This window comes from Corynebacterium sp. MSK122 (assembly GCF_030229435.2).
GTDB lineage: Bacteria > Actinomycetota > Actinomycetes > Mycobacteriales > Mycobacteriaceae > Corynebacterium > Corynebacterium marquesiae.
This window is the reverse complement of sequence record NZ_JASPHV020000007.1, coordinates 81,920-99,968: the sequence shown is the minus strand read 5'-3', so window position 1 is coordinate 99,968 and position 18,049 is coordinate 81,920. Positions and strand designations below refer to the sequence as shown.

At 60.9% G+C, this 18,049-nt stretch carries 15 protein-coding genes and 1 tRNA gene; 7 read left to right on the top strand and 9 right to left on the bottom strand.

Annotation, left to right across the window (positions count from 1 at the left end):
• The first annotated feature begins 490 nt into the window (after window positions 1-490).
• The 3 genes from QP934_RS04770 to QP934_RS04760 all read left to right on the top strand — a co-directional run bounded on the left by QP934_RS04770 (window position 491) and on the right by QP934_RS04760 (window position 1,847).
• The gene (locus QP934_RS04770; RefSeq protein WP_287555922.1) at window positions 491-952 is read left to right on the top strand and encodes a hypothetical protein; all 462 of its coding nucleotides are present in this window, start codon (window positions 491-493) and stop codon (window positions 950-952) included.
• A gap of 470 nt (window positions 953-1,422) precedes the next feature.
• A complete protein-coding gene (locus QP934_RS04765) occupies window positions 1,423-1,626 on the top strand; it encodes a helix-turn-helix transcriptional regulator (RefSeq protein WP_287555919.1) in 204 nt (67 codons plus the stop codon).
• On the top strand, window positions 1,614-1,847 hold the full coding sequence (locus QP934_RS04760) for a hypothetical protein (protein WP_419126934.1): 234 nt from the start codon (window positions 1,614-1,616) through the stop codon (window positions 1,845-1,847). Before QP934_RS04765 ends, QP934_RS04760 begins: the two co-directional genes overlap by 13 nt.
• Before the next feature lie 80 nt (window positions 1,848-1,927).
• On the opposite strand, the gene QP934_RS04755 is transcribed toward QP934_RS04760, so the two are convergent.
• The 5 genes from QP934_RS04755 to QP934_RS04735 all read right to left on the bottom strand — a co-directional run bounded on the left by QP934_RS04755 (window position 1,928) and on the right by QP934_RS04735 (window position 4,451).
• Window positions 1,928-2,003 (bottom strand) — tRNA-Arg (locus QP934_RS04755).
• Window positions 2,004-2,073: 70 nt separating this feature from the next.
• Window positions 2,074-2,355 (bottom strand): glutaredoxin domain-containing protein, encoded by a 282-nt coding sequence (locus QP934_RS04750; protein ID WP_284811066.1) that lies wholly within the window; start codon window positions 2,353-2,355, stop codon window positions 2,074-2,076.
• A complete protein-coding gene (locus QP934_RS04745) occupies window positions 2,355-2,885 on the bottom strand; it encodes a dihydrofolate reductase (protein ID WP_284766833.1) in 531 nt (176 codons plus the stop codon). The genes QP934_RS04750 and QP934_RS04745 overlap by 1 nt, the downstream gene beginning before the upstream one ends.
• The gene (locus QP934_RS04740; protein WP_284767722.1) at window positions 2,885-3,682 is read right to left on the bottom strand and encodes a thymidylate synthase; all 798 of its coding nucleotides are present in this window, start codon (window positions 3,680-3,682) and stop codon (window positions 2,885-2,887) included. The genes QP934_RS04745 and QP934_RS04740 overlap by 1 nt, the downstream gene beginning before the upstream one ends.
• 10 nt (window positions 3,683-3,692) lie before the next feature.
• A complete protein-coding gene (locus QP934_RS04735; protein ID WP_419126933.1) occupies window positions 3,693-4,451 on the bottom strand; it encodes a 3'(2'),5'-bisphosphate nucleotidase CysQ in 759 nt (252 codons plus the stop codon).
• Between the two features lie 35 nt (window positions 4,452-4,486).
• Here QP934_RS04735 and QP934_RS04730 point away from each other — a divergent pair, with 35 nt between their 5' ends.
• The 3 genes from QP934_RS04730 to QP934_RS04720 are packed head-to-tail and all read left to right on the top strand — an operon-like array spanning window position 4,487 to window position 10,561.
• Window positions 4,487-9,286 (top strand): ATP-dependent helicase, encoded by a 4,800-nt coding sequence (locus tag QP934_RS04730; protein WP_419126932.1) that lies wholly within the window; start codon window positions 4,487-4,489, stop codon window positions 9,284-9,286.
• A gap of 18 nt (window positions 9,287-9,304) precedes the next feature.
• Window positions 9,305-10,123 (top strand): DNA-formamidopyrimidine glycosylase family protein, encoded by an 819-nt coding sequence (locus QP934_RS04725; protein WP_419126931.1) that lies wholly within the window; start codon window positions 9,305-9,307, stop codon window positions 10,121-10,123.
• A gap of 24 nt (window positions 10,124-10,147) precedes the next feature.
• Entirely contained in the window at window positions 10,148-10,561 is a 414-nt protein-coding gene (locus QP934_RS04720; RefSeq protein WP_284791883.1) for a YccF domain-containing protein, read from the top strand.
• Between the two features lie 167 nt (window positions 10,562-10,728).
• Here QP934_RS04720 and pgi read toward each other — a convergent pair whose 3' ends face one another.
• The 3 genes from pgi to QP934_RS04705 all read right to left on the bottom strand — a co-directional run bounded on the left by pgi (window position 10,729) and on the right by QP934_RS04705 (window position 14,170).
• Entirely contained in the window at window positions 10,729-12,366 is a 1,638-nt protein-coding gene (pgi, locus tag QP934_RS04715; RefSeq protein ID WP_419126930.1) for a glucose-6-phosphate isomerase, read from the bottom strand.
• 86 nt (window positions 12,367-12,452) lie between these two features.
• Complete coding sequence (locus tag QP934_RS04710; RefSeq protein ID WP_049377695.1) at window positions 12,453-13,799, bottom strand: Na+/H+ antiporter family protein; 1,347 nt, start codon at window positions 13,797-13,799, stop codon at window positions 12,453-12,455.
• 47 nt (window positions 13,800-13,846) lie between these two features.
• Window positions 13,847-14,170 (bottom strand): chorismate mutase, encoded by a 324-nt coding sequence (locus QP934_RS04705; protein ID WP_023021988.1) that lies wholly within the window; start codon window positions 14,168-14,170, stop codon window positions 13,847-13,849.
• A gap of 97 nt (window positions 14,171-14,267) precedes the next feature.
• Here QP934_RS04705 and pcrA point away from each other — a divergent pair, with 97 nt between their 5' ends.
• Window positions 14,268-16,781: a DNA helicase PcrA gene (pcrA, locus tag QP934_RS04700; RefSeq protein WP_419126929.1), complete on the top strand. Its 2,514-nt coding sequence runs from the start codon at window positions 14,268-14,270 to the stop codon at window positions 16,779-16,781.
• Here pcrA and QP934_RS04695 read toward each other — a convergent pair.
• On the bottom strand, window positions 16,778-17,536 hold the full coding sequence (locus QP934_RS04695; protein WP_269953237.1) for a M23 family metallopeptidase: 759 nt from the start codon (window positions 17,534-17,536) through the stop codon (window positions 16,778-16,780). The genes pcrA and QP934_RS04695 overlap by 4 nt on opposite strands.
• Between the last annotated feature and the right edge of the window lie 513 nt (window positions 17,537-18,049).

The following is an 18,049-nucleotide window of genomic DNA, read 5'->3' as shown; positions in this document are numbered from 1 at the left end:
ACACACGCCGACGGCACTCCTGGTGCAATCTTTCAGCTCCTGACGTCTTTGAAGCCGAGAATTCAGCTACACTGACCCAAGCAGCATAGCTAACCCCCGACGTGTCTACTTTCCGGGGGTCAGGCCCGTTATTCATCTAGTTATTTCCGTAGGCAGCGGGCCCCAGACGAGTGAGGCGGTATCAGCCATGAGCGAAGATTGTCGCCCAAATACTAATCGGTACCTTCGTTGGATGGTGCCCCCTGGAACGTATTCTATGTGGTTGGAACATACCTGGGGAGGAATGATGCGGAAGCCAGGAGTTGAGATTTCGTTTACGGATGCTCGTGGTGAGCATTGGATTCGTCGTACCGACGGGACTGTCGAATTGCTTCCGCATCGGCCTTTTGAGTATTTCAGAGTGGAAAATCCATGGGGTGATTTTCCAATTCATCCTGTGAAATGATTTTCACTCCGATGGCCACTAGCCGGCAGATTTTATAATCTGTGCATGTTTGTAAATCTTATTACTGGAGTGGTGTCCGGAATAATTTCTGGCTTCCTTGTTGCGATTGCTCTTTGGGCATTTGATAATTTGCGAAAGCCGGACCTTGAGTTGCACTACCTCGGTTCCCAACGAGCGGTCATCAAAAATAATCGGTTCAAAGCCGTAGTTATAGGTGGTGCATGGGAGTTTGATAATGGAGAGGTGTTCTATCGGCCGGATGGTTTCCGGGGAGGTACCCGAGGATTCTATATTCCCCGATACGGAGACTTTATAGTCGGAACTTTGCACTTTGGACCTGGGCAGACAGCGGATGTGGCTTATAGGCATGTTAGGAATACGAACGACTTTCAAGAGCGGGTAAAACTTGAAGAAGAACTCCAGGTGGATGTGTCCAACGTAGTTATGGAACCGGAAAAGTTTCCGGGGTGGAAATTGACTCGCCTGACTTTCAAAGCAGAGGGCTGATACCGGCCTTTATTCCGGTATGCGGTGGAATGGTTCGCTGAAAGCCTTGTCTAGTCGGCGCGGGAGGGCGGCCGTGCTTCGAACCAGAGCAATTCATAAAAAGCAGGCTGTGAAGAAGATGAATCCAGATTGTATATGATCGCCGAGACGAAGGCTCTGGTTGCAAATGTCTTGGTCAATACTAGGGTCAGATCAATTATAGGAACTTCGAGTTGTGGAATCGGCGGCGTTTGTGTTCCTAGGTTGTCTTTCGTGGGCCTGTCAAAGGTTGATGCATTTCGTCGGAAAGGCGAGGGTCTTTTGGCAATATCTCAGCTGGGGTCAGTGTCGAGAAGTGCTGGCGGATTTAGTCGCGGCTAGTACAAAGTTATGCAGTGTCAGAGCTTTTCATCCTTGGGGTGCTGTACTGAACCCTTGAATGTCGTGTATAGATTACATATAGTCGTGTATACCCGACATTAGGAGGTTTGATGAGTCCCTTAAAGATTGCGAGGCTGCAGGCTGAGCTGACCCAGGCTCAGTTGGCCAAGGATGTTGGGGTTACGCGTCAAACAATCAATTTGCTTGAAAATGGCCGGTATAACCCGACCTTGAAGCTTTGCCTTGCGATCTGCCACAGGTTGGGTAGCTCGCTGGATCAACTATTTTGGGAGGAACCAAATTGCCATTCTTAAACAAAATCTCTGACGAGCGTTTGCTTGCCAAGAATTTGCGAAACATCAGAATTGCTTTCGTTGTCCAGACCGTCGGCATCATTGCCTTGCTGGGGTTTGAATGGATACAGAACGGTTCGCGGGCGATGTTCGAGGAGCCTTTACACCTCGTCTTGCTGGTGAGCCTCACTGTTTACGTGGCGCTTACAATTCCAATTGCGCGCGAGAATGAGGAACAGTAGCAGGGGTTCCATGAGGGGCAGGGTGCACTGCTGAGAAATCCCTGTTGACACTGGTCAACAGGGATTTATTGTGAAAAACTTGGTGCCCCAGAGTGGATTCGAACCACCGACACCGGCTTTAGGAGAGCCGTGCTCTATCCCCTGAGCTACTGGGGCGGGGTTGCGTGTGCAACTTGGCTAATCATAGCAGTGGGGCAGGAGCGCCCCGAAATGGCTGGGGTGTGGGTTAGCTTTCGGCCAATTCCTTCTGCTTATTGCGCACGGAGGAAGCTGGTGGGTTGGTCTCGTGGGTGCCGTCGGAGTAGAGGACAGTGGGGATGATGCGGTTGCCGTCGTTGACGGATTCGATCCAGGCATTGATGTCGTCGGCGTTTTCACCCTCGACGTCGACAAGCTCGTATGGAGTTTCGGTGCGGTCCAAGTTCTTGATGAGCTTGGCGCAGAAGGGGCACCAGTCGGCGTAGAAAATGGTGACGTCGGAGTTGGTTTCGGGGGTTTGTACAGTCATTAGGCTGTATCCTTTCGGTCGTAGGTTAAAAAGCGGTACTTGATGGGGAGGTCGCTGGCCTCTTTGTCCGGCAGCGCGAGGTGGCCCTTGGCGGAGGTGAGCCAGTCGGTGCTGTGGGCCAGGCCGAACTCCTCGGGGATGGCGGGGGCGTAGATGGATTTATCGCCGTAGGTGCTACCGATATTAACGCCCATGAGGGTGACCTCAATGCGGTCCACTTGGTCCAAAGTAGCGGTGTAGATTTGGCCGCCGCCGAGAACCCAGGCGTCGGAAAGCGAGGGCATCGCGGTAAGCACCTGGGCGCCGGCGGACCACTGGCCGGGCGTGCGGGAGGAGAGCACGTAGTTCTCGCGGCCGGGAAGCGGGCGGAACTTGGGGTTGAGGGACTCCCAGGTTTTCCGTCCCATGATGACCGGCGCGCCCATGGTCACGTCCTTAAAGTGCTTGAGATCCTCCGGCACGTGCCAGGGCATCTGCTCGCCATCGCCAATGATGCCGTCCAGGGACTGTGCCCAGATTGCGCCCAACATTAGACGGACACCTGCGCCTTGATGGTGGGGTGGGGGTCGTAGCCCTCAATCTCAAAATCGGTGAAGTCATAGGAGAACATGTCTTCCGCCTTGTGGAGGTTGAGTTGCGGGTAGGGGCGCGGCTCGCGGGAAAGCTGTTCTTTGACCTGCTCCACATGGTCGTTATAGATATGGCAATCGCCGCCGGTCCAGATGAGCTCGCCCACCTTGAGGCCAGCCTGCTGGGCAAACATGTGGGTCAGCGCCGCGTAGGAGGCGATATTAAAGGGAACGCCCAAAAACATATCGGCCGAGCGCTGATAGACCTGCATAGACAAGGTGCCATCGGCCACGTAGAGCTGGAAGAGCAGGTGGCAGGGCATCAGAGCCATCCTGTCTAGCTCCGCGACGTTCCATGCAGAGACCAAGTTGCGGCGGGAATCCGGGTTATTCTTCAGAGTGTCGAGCGCCTGCTGGATCTGATCGATGTGCTGCCCGTCCGGGGTGGGCCAGGAGCGCCACTGCACGCCGTAGACCGGTCCTAGCTCGCCGTTCTCATCCGCCCATTCGTTCCAGATGCGGACCTTATTGTCCTGCAGGAACTTAATATTGGACTCGCCTTTGAGGAACCACAAAAGCTCGCCCAACACCGCATGGAAGTAGACCTTCTTGGTGGTCAGCAGCGGGAAGGACTCGGCCAAGTTATAGCGCAGCTGCGCACCAAAAATAGAACGCGTGCCGGTGCCGGTGCGATCGCCTTTGGGGGTGCCGGTCTCTAGGACCTTCTTCAGCAGATCCTCATACGGGGTCTCAATCATGCGCACTAGTTTAGAATACGCCGTGCTCCGCGGCAAAGGCCTGGGCGTGCTCCAAGATTTCATCCTTCAGCTCGGGGCGGCAGATGAGGATGTCCGGGATGAAGGTGTCCTCATTATTGAAGCGGATTTCGGAGCCGTCGAGGCGGCAGCAGTGCAGGCCGGCCGCCTGGGCGACGCCCACCGGAGCGGCCTGATCCCACTCGTACTGGCCACCGGCGTGGATATAGCCGTCATAATCGCCGAGCAGCACGTGCATGGCCTTGGCGCCCGCAGAGCCGACGCCCACGGTTTCATAGCCCATCTTTTCCGCAATGTAGTCGGCTACCTTGGGCGGGCGGTTGCGGGAGATGACGAACTTCTTGGACAGCGGGCCGGTGACTGCGCGCACGTCCGAGGATTTGAAGGTTACGCCCTTGTCCGGCAGGCCTACCGCCGCGTGGATGGGGATACCGTTTTCTACCAGGGCGATATGCACGGCCCAGTCCTGGCGGCCGGTGGCAAATTCTTTGGTGCCGTCGAGCGGGTCCACGATCCATACGCGGTCCTTCTTCAAACGGGCTAGGTCATCGGAGGCTTCCTCAGAGAGCATGCCGTCCTGGGGACGGTGCTGCTCGAGGACGCGGGAGATCCATTCTTGGGCGGCTTCATCGCCGGCGTCGCCAAGCGAAAGGCCCCGTAGCAGGCCCCCGTTGCGCACGCCTTTCAGGATCTCACCGCAGCCCTGGGCGAGGGAATTGGTCAGGCGGGAATCAGAAATCTCGACGGTCATGGTGCCCACATTACAACGCGGACTAGAGTGTGGGCATGCCAGAAAACATCCTCGACCGCTTCCGGCCCCAAGTAGCGCAGTGGTTTAAGGATGTATTTGCTGCTCCTACCGCCGTGCAGGCGCAGGCCTGGGAGAAGATTTCCCGTGGCGAGCACGCCCTTGTGGTGGCTCCTACCGGTTCTGGTAAGACGCTCGCCGCGTTCTTGTGGGCGCTGAATAATTTGGTCGAGCGCGAGGGGCAGCTGGCGCTGCCGGTGGGGTCAGGGACAACTGGATCCGCCGCCGGGGTGAAGGTGCTGTATATCTCGCCGCTCAAGGCGCTGGGCGTGGACGTGGAAAATAACCTGCGCGCCCCGCTGACCGGCATCGCGCGCACTGCGGAGAACCTAGGGCTGGAGGTGCCGGATATATCGGTAGGCGTGCGCTCGGGCGATACGCCTTCCGCGGAGCGTGCGCAGCAGGTGCGCACGCCGCCGGATATCTTGATTACCACCCCGGAGTCGGCCTATTTGATGCTGACCTCCAAGGCGGCGGGGATTTTAAAGACGGTGGATACCGTCATCATCGATGAGATCCATGCCCTAGCCGGTACCAAGCGCGGCGTGCATCTGGCTCTGACTTTGGAGCGCCTGCAGCAGGTGGCAGGAGACTTCCAGCGCATTGGACTTTCCGCCACCGTGCGGCCGCTGTCTGCGGTATCAAACTTCTTGGGCGGCAACCGGCCGGTGGAAATTGTGGCGCCGGCCGCGGAGAAGAAGTGGCAGCTGGACGTGCATGTGCCGGTGGAGGATATGTCCGATCTCCCCACGCCGGAGCAAGGCTCCACCATTGGGGAGATGACGGTGGATGATGCGATTGGCATCAGCTCTCCTTCCGTGGATGAATCCGCGCTGCCCACGGCCAAGTCCATCTGGCCGTTTATTGAGGATGACCTCTATGCGGAAATCATGGCGCATCGCTCCACGTTGGTATTTGTAAACTCTCGGCGCACCGCCGAGCGACTGACCAGCCGGCTCAATGAGCTCTATGCACAAGAGCACGATCCGGATTCGCTCTCGCCTGAGACTCGGCGCGACCCAGCCCAACTGATGAAACAGGTCGACGTCGCCGGCAAGGCCCCGGCGGTCATCGCCCGCGCCCACCACGGCTCGGTATCCAAGGACGAGCGCGCGATGACAGAGACGATGCTGAAGGAGGGCACGCTCAATGCCGTGGTGGCCACAAGCTCGCTGGAGCTGGGCATCGATATGGGTGCCGTGGAGCTAGTCGTGCAGGTGGAATCGCCGCCCTCCGTGGCCTCCGGGCTGCAGCGCGTGGGCCGCGCCGGGCACTTTGTGGGCGCGGTTTCGCACGGCTCCTTTTATCCCAAGCACCGCGCGGATCTGGTGCAGTCCACGCTGACGGTATCGCGCATGCGCGCCGGGCTCATTGAGGAAATGCATACCCCGCGCAACCCGCTGGACGTACTGGCGCAGCAGACAGTGGCGGCCGTGGCCGCGGCCGGCGAGGACGGGCTCGATGCCGATGAGTGGTACGAGATGGTCCGCCGGGCCTGGCCCTACCGCGATCTAGCGCGGGAAGTCTATGACTCCGTGCTGGACTTGGTAAGCGGTGTGTATCCGTCCACGGACTTTGCGGAACTTAAACCCCGCGTGGTCTATGACCGTGTGACGGGAGTAATGACCGCGCGGCCTGGCGCCCAGCGCGTGGCCGTGACCAGTGGCGGCACGATTCCGGATAGGGGCATGTTTGGCGTATTCCTCTATACCGGTTCGGGCGAGGGCTCCGGTGGTGCTCCGCGCCGGGTGGGCGAGCTGGATGAGGAGATGGTCTACGAGTCCCGGGTGGGCGATGTGTTTACCTTGGGCGCTACCAGTTGGCGCATCGAGGACATCACTCGCGACCAGGTGTTGGTCACGCCCGCACCGGGGCATACCGGGCGCCTGCCGTTTTGGAATGGCGATGGCGCGGGCCGCCCCTATGAGCTGGGCAAGGCGTTGGGCGAGTACCGCCGCGAGGTATTTTCGTCGCCGGATATCATTGCAGATGCCGATGATAATGCGCGCTCCAATATCGTGGCCTATTTGCAGGAGCAGAATGAAGCCACCGGTGTCATCCCGGATGAAAAGACTTTGGTGCTTGAGCGCTTCCGCGATGAGCTAGGCGATTGGCGTGTGGTGCTGCATACCCCGTTTGGCCGGCCGGTCAACTCCGCGTGGGCACTTGCGGTGGGGGCCAGGGTAGGCGAGCGCACCGGCATGGATCCGCAGGCGGTGGCCGGCGATGATGGAATCGTGCTGCGCCTGCCGGAGGCAGAATCCGAGCCCGATGGATCCATCTTTGCCTTCGACGCGGATGAGATCGCTGATATCGTGGCCGAGCAAGTGGGCAACTCCGCGCTCTTTGCCTCCCGGTTCCGCGAGTGCGCAGCCCGCGCGCTGCTTTTGCCTAGGCGCAATCCCGGCAAGCGCGCGCCGCTGTGGCAGCAACGCCAGCGCGCCGAACAGCTTTTGGACGTTGCCCGCAAGTATCCGTCCTTCCCCATCATCCTGGAGACGGTGCGCGAGTGCGTCCAGGATGTCTACGATGTCCCAGCTCTTACGGAAGTCATGCGGGAGCTGGGCCACCGGCGCATCCGCATCGCGGAGGTCACCACCGAGCAGCCTTCGCCGTTTGCCTCTTCGCTGCTGTTTAACTACACCGGCGCGTTTATGTACGAGGGCGATTCCCCGTTGGCGGAAAAGCGCGCGGCCGCCTTGGCCCTCGACCCGGCGCTTTTAGCCAAGCTGCTCGGCACGGTGGAGCTGCGCGAGTTGCTCGATCCGGAGATCATCGCCGAGGTCCATGCCCAGCTCCAGCGCACCCATCCCTCGCGCCGGGCGCGCACCACCGAGGAAGTTGCGGACCTGCTTCGTGTGCTGGGGCCGATTCCCATAGACGAGCTAGGCGAGCACACCGACGTGCCGCTTTCCGCCCTAGACCAGCTGGGCACCCGGATTATGCGCGTGCGCATTGGCGGCCGCGAGCACCTAGCCCAAGCACAGGATGCGCCCCTGCTTCGCGACGCCCTGGGCATCCCCATTCCTCCCGGCATCCCCGCCCAGGTAGCCACTATTTCCGATGCCTTACCGCAGCTGGTCTCGCGCTGGGCCCGCACCCGCGGTCCGTTTGTGCTGCGCGATCTCACCGCGGCCTTCGACATATCCGTCTCCGCCGCGCACACCGTCCTCGGCGCGCTCGATGGGGTAGTGGAAGGCCGTTACCGGCAGGGAGTGGAGGAGCAGGAGTACTGCGCCGCCGCGGTGCTGAAGACCATTCGCTCGCGCTCGCTCGCCGCCGCGCGGGCTGCTACCGAGCCGGTCTCGGGCGCTACCTTCGCCCGTTTCTTGCCGGAGTGGCATAGCATCGCACCGGCTGGAAAGCGCCCGGCCCTGCGCGGTGCCGATGGCGTCTTTTCCGTCATCGAGCAGCTCGCCGGGGTGCGCCTGCCCGCCTCCGCGTGGGAATCGCTCATCCTGCCCGCCCGGGTGGGCGATTATTCACCCACCATGCTCGATGAGCTCACTTCCAATGGCGAGGTGCTCATTGTGGGTGCTGGCAAGGCCGGCGCGGCCGACCCCTGGATCATGCTGTTGCCCTCAGACTATGCTGCTCAACTCGCCCCGGAAACGGATGCCGAGGGCGTCAGCATGGTGCAGCGCTCCATCCTCGATGTCCTCGGCCGCGGAGGTGGCTTCCTCTTTGCTGATATTGCCGCCGAGGCCCCCGGTACCACCGAGGAGACCCGCGAGGCCCTCTGGGGGTTAGTGGAGATGGGCCTGGTGAGCCCCGATTCTTTCGCGCCTATTCGCACCCGACTGTCTTCCGGCGGTTCCCGCTCGGGCCGCACCGCGCATCGCTCGAAGCGGCGGCCCACTCGCTCCCGCCTGCGCATGGGTCGTACCTCCTTCGCCCAGGCGCAGAATGCCGCGGGCGCGGGGACCCCGCCCGATGTCATGGGCCGGTGGTCGCTGGCGGTACCAGCCTCTACCGATGCCACCTCCCGGTCCGTCGCCCACGGCGAGGCCTGGCTCGACCGCTACGGCGTGCTCACCCGCGGCTCCGTCGTGGCCGAAGACGTGCTCGGCGGCTTTGCTCTGGCCTATAAGGTGCTCTCCGGTTTTGAAGAATCCGGCAAGGCCATGCGCGGCTACGTCATCGACGGGCTCGGCGCTGCTCAATTTTCGACGCCCGCCATTATCGACCGCCTGCGCGGCCTGGCCGATTCCCCGGACGTGACCGGCTGGCCCTCTGGTACCACCGAGCCCGAGACCTTTGTCCTCGCCGCCTGCGACCCGGCCAATCCCTACGGTGCGGCCCTCCCCTGGCCGCAACGCGACGACGCCGACGGCAAGACCACCGGCGGCCCCACCCGTTCGGCCGGCGCGCTGGTAGTGCTTATCGACGGCCTACCCATCGCCCACCTCACCCGCGGCGGCAAAACCCTCACCACCTTTATCGAATCGCTGCCCGATGGCATCGACCCCGCCGAGGTATATCCCCGCTTGGTTTCCGCGCTCACGGACATGGTGGCGAGGGGAGCGTTGTCCCCGTTAGTCGTCGAAAAGTGCAATGGCAGCCCCATCCATAAAACCGATGCGGCGGCCCACCTGCGCGAAGCCGGCGCCGGGATTACGCCTAAGGGCGTGCGCATCTCCGCCCGCGCCGCCGCTCCGCGCACCCCGCGGGCAGGCCGCCGGGCCTCCGAGGCCATCGAAGAGCTCAGCTTTGATGATCCACCGCCCGCTCCGCGCAATAATGGTGGTTTCCGCCCGCGCGGCGGGTACCGCCGCTAAAGATCCACAGGAGGTGTTATGCCCGAAGGCGATTCCGTCCTGCAGCTATCCAACCGACTGCAGTTCATGGCCGGCCGCGAGGTGACCGGTTGCTCCGTGCGCGTGCCGCGCTATGCCACCGTGCACCTAGACGGCATGGTGTGCGAGCGCGTCTGGCCCTACGGCAAGCACCTGTTCATGCAATTCGACCAGACCATCGTGCACACACACCTCAAAATGGAAGGCGCTTGGGCCATCCACTACGCAGGCGATCGCTGGCGCAAGCCCGGGCATACCGCCCGCATCGTGCTGCAGCTGGCCAACTCCCCGCGCGATATCGAGGTCGTTGGTCACCAATTGGGCTTTGTGGATATCTATCCTGTTGACCACTACCACCAGCGCATCGCTCACCTCGGTCCGGATATTCTCGACCCCGACTGGGACCGCGAGGAGGCCCTGCGCCGGCTTAACTCCCGGCCGCAGCGAGCCATCGGAGCGGCGCTGCTAGACCAAAAAGTCGTTGCGGGGATCGGCAATGAATACCGCGCCGAGGCCTGTTTCCTCGCGGGGGTGCACCCGGCCACACCGGTGGCCGAGGTCGATACCGACCGCATCCTCGATATCTCTCGGCGCATCATGTGGGCCAACCGCACCTCCCCGGTGCGCGTAACCACGGGGGTGCGCCGCGCCGGGGAGACCACCTATGTCTTCGGCCGCAATCGCAAGCGCTGTCGACGCTGCGGCACATTCATAACCAAGGGCGCGCTCGGCGGTGTGGATCGCGGAGGTGATGAAGGTGAACTCGAGCGCATCATCTGGTGGTGCCCGCATTGCCAGCCTTTTCACCCCGCGCAGTAAGACGACCGCGCTAGTGTGGGGGACATGCGTACCCTTCTTAACATCATTTGGTTCATCACCGGCGGGTTCCTCCTAGCCTTGGCCTACTTCATCTTTGGCATTATCGCTTGCATCTTCATCGTCACCATCCCCGCGGGCGTGGCGTCGTTCCGCATGGCTAATTTCGCCCTGTGGCCATTTGGCCGTTCGGTGGTGCAGCCGGTGAAGGGAAGCGGCTCCATGTCCACCTTCTCCAATGTCGTCTGGTTCGTAGTCGCCGGCCTGTGGCTGGCCATTGGCCACGTCACCACCGCGGCGGCACAGGTAGTGACCATCGTGGGCATCCCAGCCGCGCTGGCCAACCTAAAGATGATCCCGGTGACCTGTTTCCCGTTCGGCCGCAAGATTGTGGACTCTGATCACATCCCATTCGGCTGGGAGCCGATGGTAAAGCTCTAAACCGCATTCCGCTGACAAAGCAAGCACGTTTCGCCCGATTTCGCGCTGATCTTGGGCAGAACGTGCTTGTTTTACATCGCCGTGGGGCAAGCTAGGCCATAAAGCAGCCGCGTTATCCGCCCCCCGCCGAGTGGGTGGGAGGGGATAACGCGGCTCAAAGTGGGCCTTTAGCGGTTGGAGCGGTACCAACCGATGAGCTCATCGGTGGACTGGTCGCCGGAGTCGGCGGCGGCAGCGCCGGAGACGGCCGGCGCCAGGTCATTAGCCTGCTGCTTGCCCAGCTCCACGCCCCATTGGTCGAAGGAGTTGATATCCCAGATAACGCCCTGGGTGAACACGATGTGCTCGTAGAGCGCGATGAGCGCGCCGAGGGTCTGCGGGGTGAGTTCCTCGGCCAGGATGGTGGTGGTCGGGCGGTTGCCCGGCATGACCTTATGGGGCACGACTGCCTCGTCAACGCCCTCGGCCGTGATTTCCTCTGCGGTCTTGCCAAAGGCCAACACCTTGGTCTGCGCAAAGAAGTTGCCCATGAGCAGGTCATGCATAGAACCAGAGCCATCGGCGGTAGGGAAGTCCTGCTTCGGGCGGGCAAACCCGATGAAGTCCGCCGGGATGAGGCGGGTGCCTTGGTGCATGAGTTGGAAGAAGGCGTGCTGGCCATTGGTGCCCGGCTCGCCCCAGTAGATTTCCCCGGTGGATGGGGCGGTAACCGCGGTGCCGTCACGGCGCACGGACTTGCCGTTGGATTCCATAGTCAGCTGCTGCAGGTAGGCCGGGAAGCGGCCGAGGTCCTGGGAATAGGGGAGCACGGCGTGGGTCTGGGCGCCGAAGAAGTTGGTGTACCAGACACCCAAGAGTCCCATGAGTGCCGGGACATTTTCTTCCAGTGGGGTGGTGCGGAAGTGCTCGTCCATGGCGTGGAAGCCCTCGAGGAAGCGCATGAAGTCCATCGGGCCAATGGTGCACATGAGGGACAGACCGATGGCGCAATCCACGGAGTAGCGGCCGCCGACCCAATTCCAGAACGGGAACATGTTCTCGGTATCGATGCCGAACTCGGCTACCTTCTCCGCATTGGTGGACACGGCGACGAAGTGCTTGGCCACGGCGGATTCGTCACCATTGAATTGCTCGATGAGCCAGCGGCGTGCAGCGTGCGCATTGGTTAGCGTCTCCTGGGTGGTAAAGGTCTTGGAGGCGATGATGAATAGGGTAGATTCTGCGTCCAGACCATCGAGCGTGGCGGCCATATCGGCCGGGTCAACGTTGGAGACGAATTCGGCGGAGATGCCGGCGACCTCATAGGAGCGCAGTGCCTTGGCCGCCATCGCTGGTCCGAGGTCAGAGCCTCCGATGCCGATATTGACTACCTTTTTGATGGTGTGGCCGGTATGCCCGAGCCACGAGCCGGAGCGCAGCGCGGTGGCGAAATCGCGCATGCGGCCTAAGACCTCGTGGACATCGGCGGCGACGTCCTGGCCGTCAACGCTCAAGTCATCTTCGGCAGGGATGCGCAGTGCGGTGTGCAGCACGGCGCGGTCCTCGGTGTTATTGATGTGTTCGCCGGCGAACATGGCGTCGCGGCGGGCCTCAAGGTCAGCGGCCTTGGCTACCTCAACCAGCTGCTTGACGATGTCCCCGTCGATCAGGTTCTTCGACAGATCGACGTGCAGCCCGGCGGCGTCGAAGGTGAAGTTGCGGGCGCGGTCTGCATCGGCGGCAAAAAGTTCGCGGAGGTTGAGGTCCTTCTTCTCCTCATAAACCTTCGCGAGCTCGCTCCACTGGGCAGATGCGGTGATATCCATGATGGTTGGCCTTTCTGGCAACTAGCGCATTGGCAACATGTACCCCTCCCACCGTAGTCCAGAAAGCACTACCGCGTCGGGCCGTCTTAGAGGATGAGCGCGCCTGCCCAGCCGGCGATAAGCAGCGGAATATTGAAGTGGATGAAGGTGGGAATGACCGAGTCGCGGATGTGGTCGTGCTGGCCATCCGCGCCCAAGCCCGCGGTAGGGCCGAGGGTGGAATCGGAGGCGGGAGAGCCGGCGTCGCCAAGCGCGCCTGCGGTGCCAATAAGCGCCACGGTGGCCGCGGGGCTAAAGCCCAACGACATGCATAGCGGCACATAGATAACGGAGATGATGGGCAAGGTGGAAAAGGAAGAGCCGATGCCCATGGTGACCACTAAGCCCACCACCAGCATCGCGCCGGCGGAAAGGACCTTATTGGTGCCAAAGAGGTTGGCGGTGGCATCCACCAGCGGGCCGACCTCATTGGTCGCCGTCATGACCGAGGCGAACCCCTGGGCGGTGATCATGATGAAGCCGATGAGCGCCATCATCTTCATGCCATTGGTAAAGACATCGTCCGCGTGCTTCCAATCCACCGCGCCGGTAAGCAGCAAAATTCCCAAGCCGGTCAGCGCACCGACCATGAGGCCATCGGATTCGAAGTCGAGCGCCTGCATGACAATCTGCACCGCAAAGGTGGCAATGATGGCCACGACGGAAACCCACACCTTATAAGCAGAGGGGGCCTCTTGGTGCTCCTCAGCCGCGATGGGCAGGTTTTCATAGTCGCGCGGTTTGCGGTAGCTAATGAAAATGGCGATGAGTAGGCCGGCGAGCATACCGAGCGCTGGCACGCCCATAACCTGCATGATATTGATATCGGAGGTATCAAGCCCCGCCTGCTGGATATTAAAGAGCAGGATGTCATTTAGGTAGATGGAGCCAAAGCCCACCGGAATGAACATGTAGGTGGTGATAAGGCCGAAGGTCAGGCAGGTGGTAATTAGCCGACGGTCCAGGCGCAGCTTATTCATCACTGTAAGTAGCGGCGGGATGATGAGCGGAATGAAGGCGATGTGGACCGGGATGAGGTTCTGGCTCATCACGGACATGGCGATGAGCCCTAGGATGAGCATCCACTTGGTGGCCAGGGCGGTCTTGGGGTCTGCTTCGCCGCTGCCGCCGAGCTTGCGGATGAGGAAATTAGCCAGGACCTGTGGCAGCCCGGCCGAGGCTACGCCCATGGCAAAAGCGCCCAAGAGGGCATAACTTAGGGCAATCTTGGCGCCGCCGCCCAAGCCGTCTTGGAAGGCGACCATGGTGGCATCGAGGCCCATGCCCGACAGGAGCCCGCCGACGATGGCTCCTAGGAAGAGCGCTACCACCACATGCACGCGCAGGAGGGCGAGCACGAGCATGACTATGACGGCGACGAGAACTGCATTCATGCTAATTCAGGGTACTGCATAGTATCGGCTGGGTCGTAATTATTCGGCTAACCCAGGCGGCCGCGGCCCATCCGCAGTAGCGCCGAGGCGATGGTGGGGCCTTCTTCCCCAAGTTCATCGCGGAACTGATTCAAAATGGCGATCTCGCGCGTGTGGACCAGACGGGTGCCGCCGGAGCTCATGCGGGTGCGGCCAATAGCCTGAGAGACTTCCGTGCGGCGCTTGGCGGCATCCAAGATGATGCGGTCCATGCGGTTGATTTCTTCGCGATACTGCTGGATCTCCGCATCAGATAGGGGATCATCCGTACCCGAAGGCGTGCGGATGTCCAGGCCGTTATCGACGATGTCCTTGTTATCTTCTGCGGTCATAAGACCATATTGTGCCACCCGCCCGCGCAAAAGGAAATAGCAGCTCGCACGGCAGATACGGGGCGTGTCCGGTGGGGCTAGTAGGTTGGAAGGCACTATGAACGAAAACTCTCCTTTTAGCCCTTCCCCGTCCACCGGCGGCGCACCCACACCAAGCCCCTTTGGCGGCTTCGGCACACCGCGCGCAGCGAGCCCGGAATCCGAATCCCCCGATGCCTTGACCGAGGGCCTCAACCCACAGCAGCTTGAGGCCGTTACCCACACGGGCAGCCCGCTGCTCATCGTGGCCGGCGCTGGTTCCGGCAAGACCGCCGTGCTTACCCGCCGCATTGCCTATCTCATGCGCCATCGCGGGGTAAATCCGTGGGAGATCCTCGCCATTACCTTTACTAATAAGGCCGCCGCGGAAATGAAGGAGCGCGTGGGCGGGCTGGTCGGCCCCGTGGCCGAGCGCATGTGGGTGTCTACCTTCCACTCCATTTGCGTGCGCATCTTGCGCCAAAATGCGCAGCTGGTGCCGGGGCTTAATACCAATTTCACCATTTATGATGGCGATGATGCCCGCCGGCTATTGTCCATGATCGCTAAGGATATGCAGCTGGATCTAAAGAAGTACACCCCGCGGGTCCTGGCTAATCAGATTTCTAATCACAAAAATGAGCTCATCGGTCCCGAATCCGCATTGGAAAAGGCGCAGCAGACCAAGAACCCATTTGAAACCACCGTGGCCCAGGTCTATGCCGAATACCAGCGCCGCCTGCGCGCGGCCAATGCCGTGGACTTTGATGATCTCATCGGTGAGGTGGTGCGGATTTTCACCCAGCACCAGCAGGTGGTGGAGTTCTATCGTCGGCGCTTCAAGCACGTGCTAATTGACGAGTACCAGGACACCAACCACGCCCAATACGCCCTAGTTGCCGCGCTCGTGGGCAGGGGAGAGCTCGGCCCCGATGCTCCCGAGTTGTGCGTAGTGGGTGATTCCGATCAGTCCATTTATGCCTTTCGCGGGGCCACCATCCGAAATATTCAGGAATTCGAGCGCGACTACCCCCAGGCGCACACGATCTTGCTGGAACAGAATTATCGCTCTACGCAGACCATTCTCAACGCGGCCAATGCCGTGATCGCCAAGAATGAGAATCGCCGCGAGAAGAACCTGTGGACCGCCCACGGTGAGGGCGAGCAGATCGTAGGCTATGTTGCCGATAATGAGCACGATGAGGCGCGGTTCATCGCCTCTGAAATCGACTCCTTGGCGGATAAGGGCCGCAGCTATTCCGATATCGCGGTCATGTACCGCACCAATAACGCCTCCCGTGCGCTGGAAGATATCTTCATTCGCTCCGGAATTCCGTACAAGGTGGTGGGTGGCACGCGCTTTTATGAGCGGCGCGAAATCCGCGACATGGTGGCCTACCTGCGCATCTTGGATAACCCGGACGATACGGTAAGCCTGCGCCGCATCATCAACGTGCCCAAGCGCGCCATTGGTGACAAGGCGCAGGGGCATATTGCCCTCCATGCGGAAAACCACGGCATTAGCTTTGGCAAGGCGCTTGCCGATGTCCCCCGGGGCGACGTCCCTGGCCTTGGCACTCGGGCTATTAACGCAGTAACCAAATTCAACGACATGATGGAGGGTATCCGCAATCAGATCCCGTCCATGCGCGATGAGGTTACCGGCCAACCGGATTTGGGCGAGCTGCTTTCCGCCATTTTGGATGCCACGGGATACAAGGCGGAATTGGAAAATTCGAATGATCCGCAGGACGGTGCGCGCCTAGATAACCTCAACGAGTTGGTATCGGTGGCGCGCGAATTCACCTCGGAGGCGGCCAACCAGCTTGCCGCATCCGGTGCGGATGCAGTGGACCCCTCCGAGCTAGTAGAGGAGGGCGAAGCTGCGCCCGGTTCGCTGCAGGCATTCTTGGAAAAGGTGTCGCTGGTGGCCGATGCTGACCAGATCCCAGATTCCGAGACTGGTGTGGTCACCATGATGACTCTGCACACCGCCAAGGGTCTTGAGTTCCCCGTAGTCTTTTTGACCGGCTGGGAGGATGGCCAATTCCCGCATATGCGCTCACTGGGTGACCCGAAGGAGCTGAGCGAGGAGCGCCGCCTCGCCTATGTGGGCATTACCCGCGCTCGTGAGCAGCTGTATCTCACCCGTGCCATATTGCGCTCGGCGTGGGGCAATCCGGTGACTAATCCCGCCAGCCGCTTCCTCGGCGAGGTCCCAGAAGACCTCATCAACTGGCGGCGCGAAGACTCCGATAGTTCCTTAACCGGCGCGTGGGGCGAGGACGACTACCAATATGGTCGTTCCTACGGCCGCGATTGGTCCGGGTGGGGTAGAGGCGGGTCCCGCGGTGGCCAGCGCGCTGCGTCTTCCCCATCGCAGCGCACCAGCAAGCCAGCGGCGACCTCAATGCCTAAGAACAATAACCTCAACCTTGCCGTGGGTGACCGCGTCAATCACGCTAAGTACGGGCTCGGAACTGTCATTGAGACGTCCGGCTCCGGTAAGCGTGCCACGGTCACCGTGGACTTTGGTTCTTCCGGTAAGGTCCGGCTGATGCTCATCGGCGGGGTGCCGATGGAAAAGCTCTAGACCGTAATGCCGCGCTCGTTGAACCAGGAGACTGGGTCAACGGGTGCTCCTCCACCTGGGTGAATCTCAAAGTGGAGGTGCGGGCCAGTGGAGTGGCCCTCGTTGCCAATGCCGGCGATTTCCTGACCCGCGGTCACGCGCTCGCCCACATTTACCTTGAGCTGGTCTGCCGACATGTGACCGTAGACGGAGATGGTGCCGTCATCGTGCTGGATGCGGATCCAATTGCCAAAGCCCTGTGCCGGGCCGGAGTTGATGACGGTGCCGTCCATGACCGCCAGAATCGGGGTGCCCACCGGGTTAGCTACGTCGATGCCGTTGTGCATCGTGCCCCAGCGCTGGCCGAAGCCAGAAGTAAGCGTGCCGGAGGTAGGAAAGACCACGGTATTGCCCGCGGAGTCCTTGCCGCGCTTCGTGGTGAGTCCGGAGTGATTTCCCTGTGGAGCGAATGCTTCCTTCAATCCCGGTACAGAACCAGGATCCAAGACGATATTTACTCCGCCGGATTCGTTTCCATCTACCTGCGGGGTAGCCTCGCCGTTGAGAACCCCTACGGTAGTAGTGGCCAAGCCAACGAGGGCGTCGACCACTCCGGCGTTATCTACATTGGTAGCGGTGGGCTCGGAAGAGCCGTCTGATACGTCCACGCTAGCCACTGGCTCTGCAGCAAAAGCGGTGGTGCCGGTAGCAAGTACGGTGCCAAGCGTAACGATGCTCAGCGCCACGTTCTTGCGTGCGCGGTTCATGCGCTTCATAGTTAAAGTCCTTTTCATGGCTGTGCATGGTCTCGGGACGCCCGCCCCTAGAGGGGCGGCGTCTTGCAACTGCCAACCGCGACACGCCGAAAGCGGAAATGCTTGCGTTCGAAATCGCTCGTGGCAACGAGTTAAAAGTTAGCCCGCCCGAACAGCCCGCGCAATCTTAAAAAACGCTGGTAGAGGCGGAAATAATTCGAAATTATTCGAACATGCCAGCTTGTTACGCGTGTTGTGAATGTGACTGGAGTGGCGTCTGTAAAGTATTGGTTTAGGGTCTGGGGGTGGACCTTGGGGGTGGAGCTCATGGCTTGGGGGCGCAGTCTCGTGCGGTATCGGCGGCTGAAAGCTGAAAATATCCACTCACCTGCGACAAGCCTGCGCGCTGGACTTGCCTGAATGCGCTTCTGGCGCCCTTGTGGGGCCGTGGCGAGGGTCTAGCTGGTGCTGTGTTCACTAATGGCAGCGGAGTCCTCAGGCGGCGCCAAGGGCGGTGTAGTGCGCCCTTGGGGC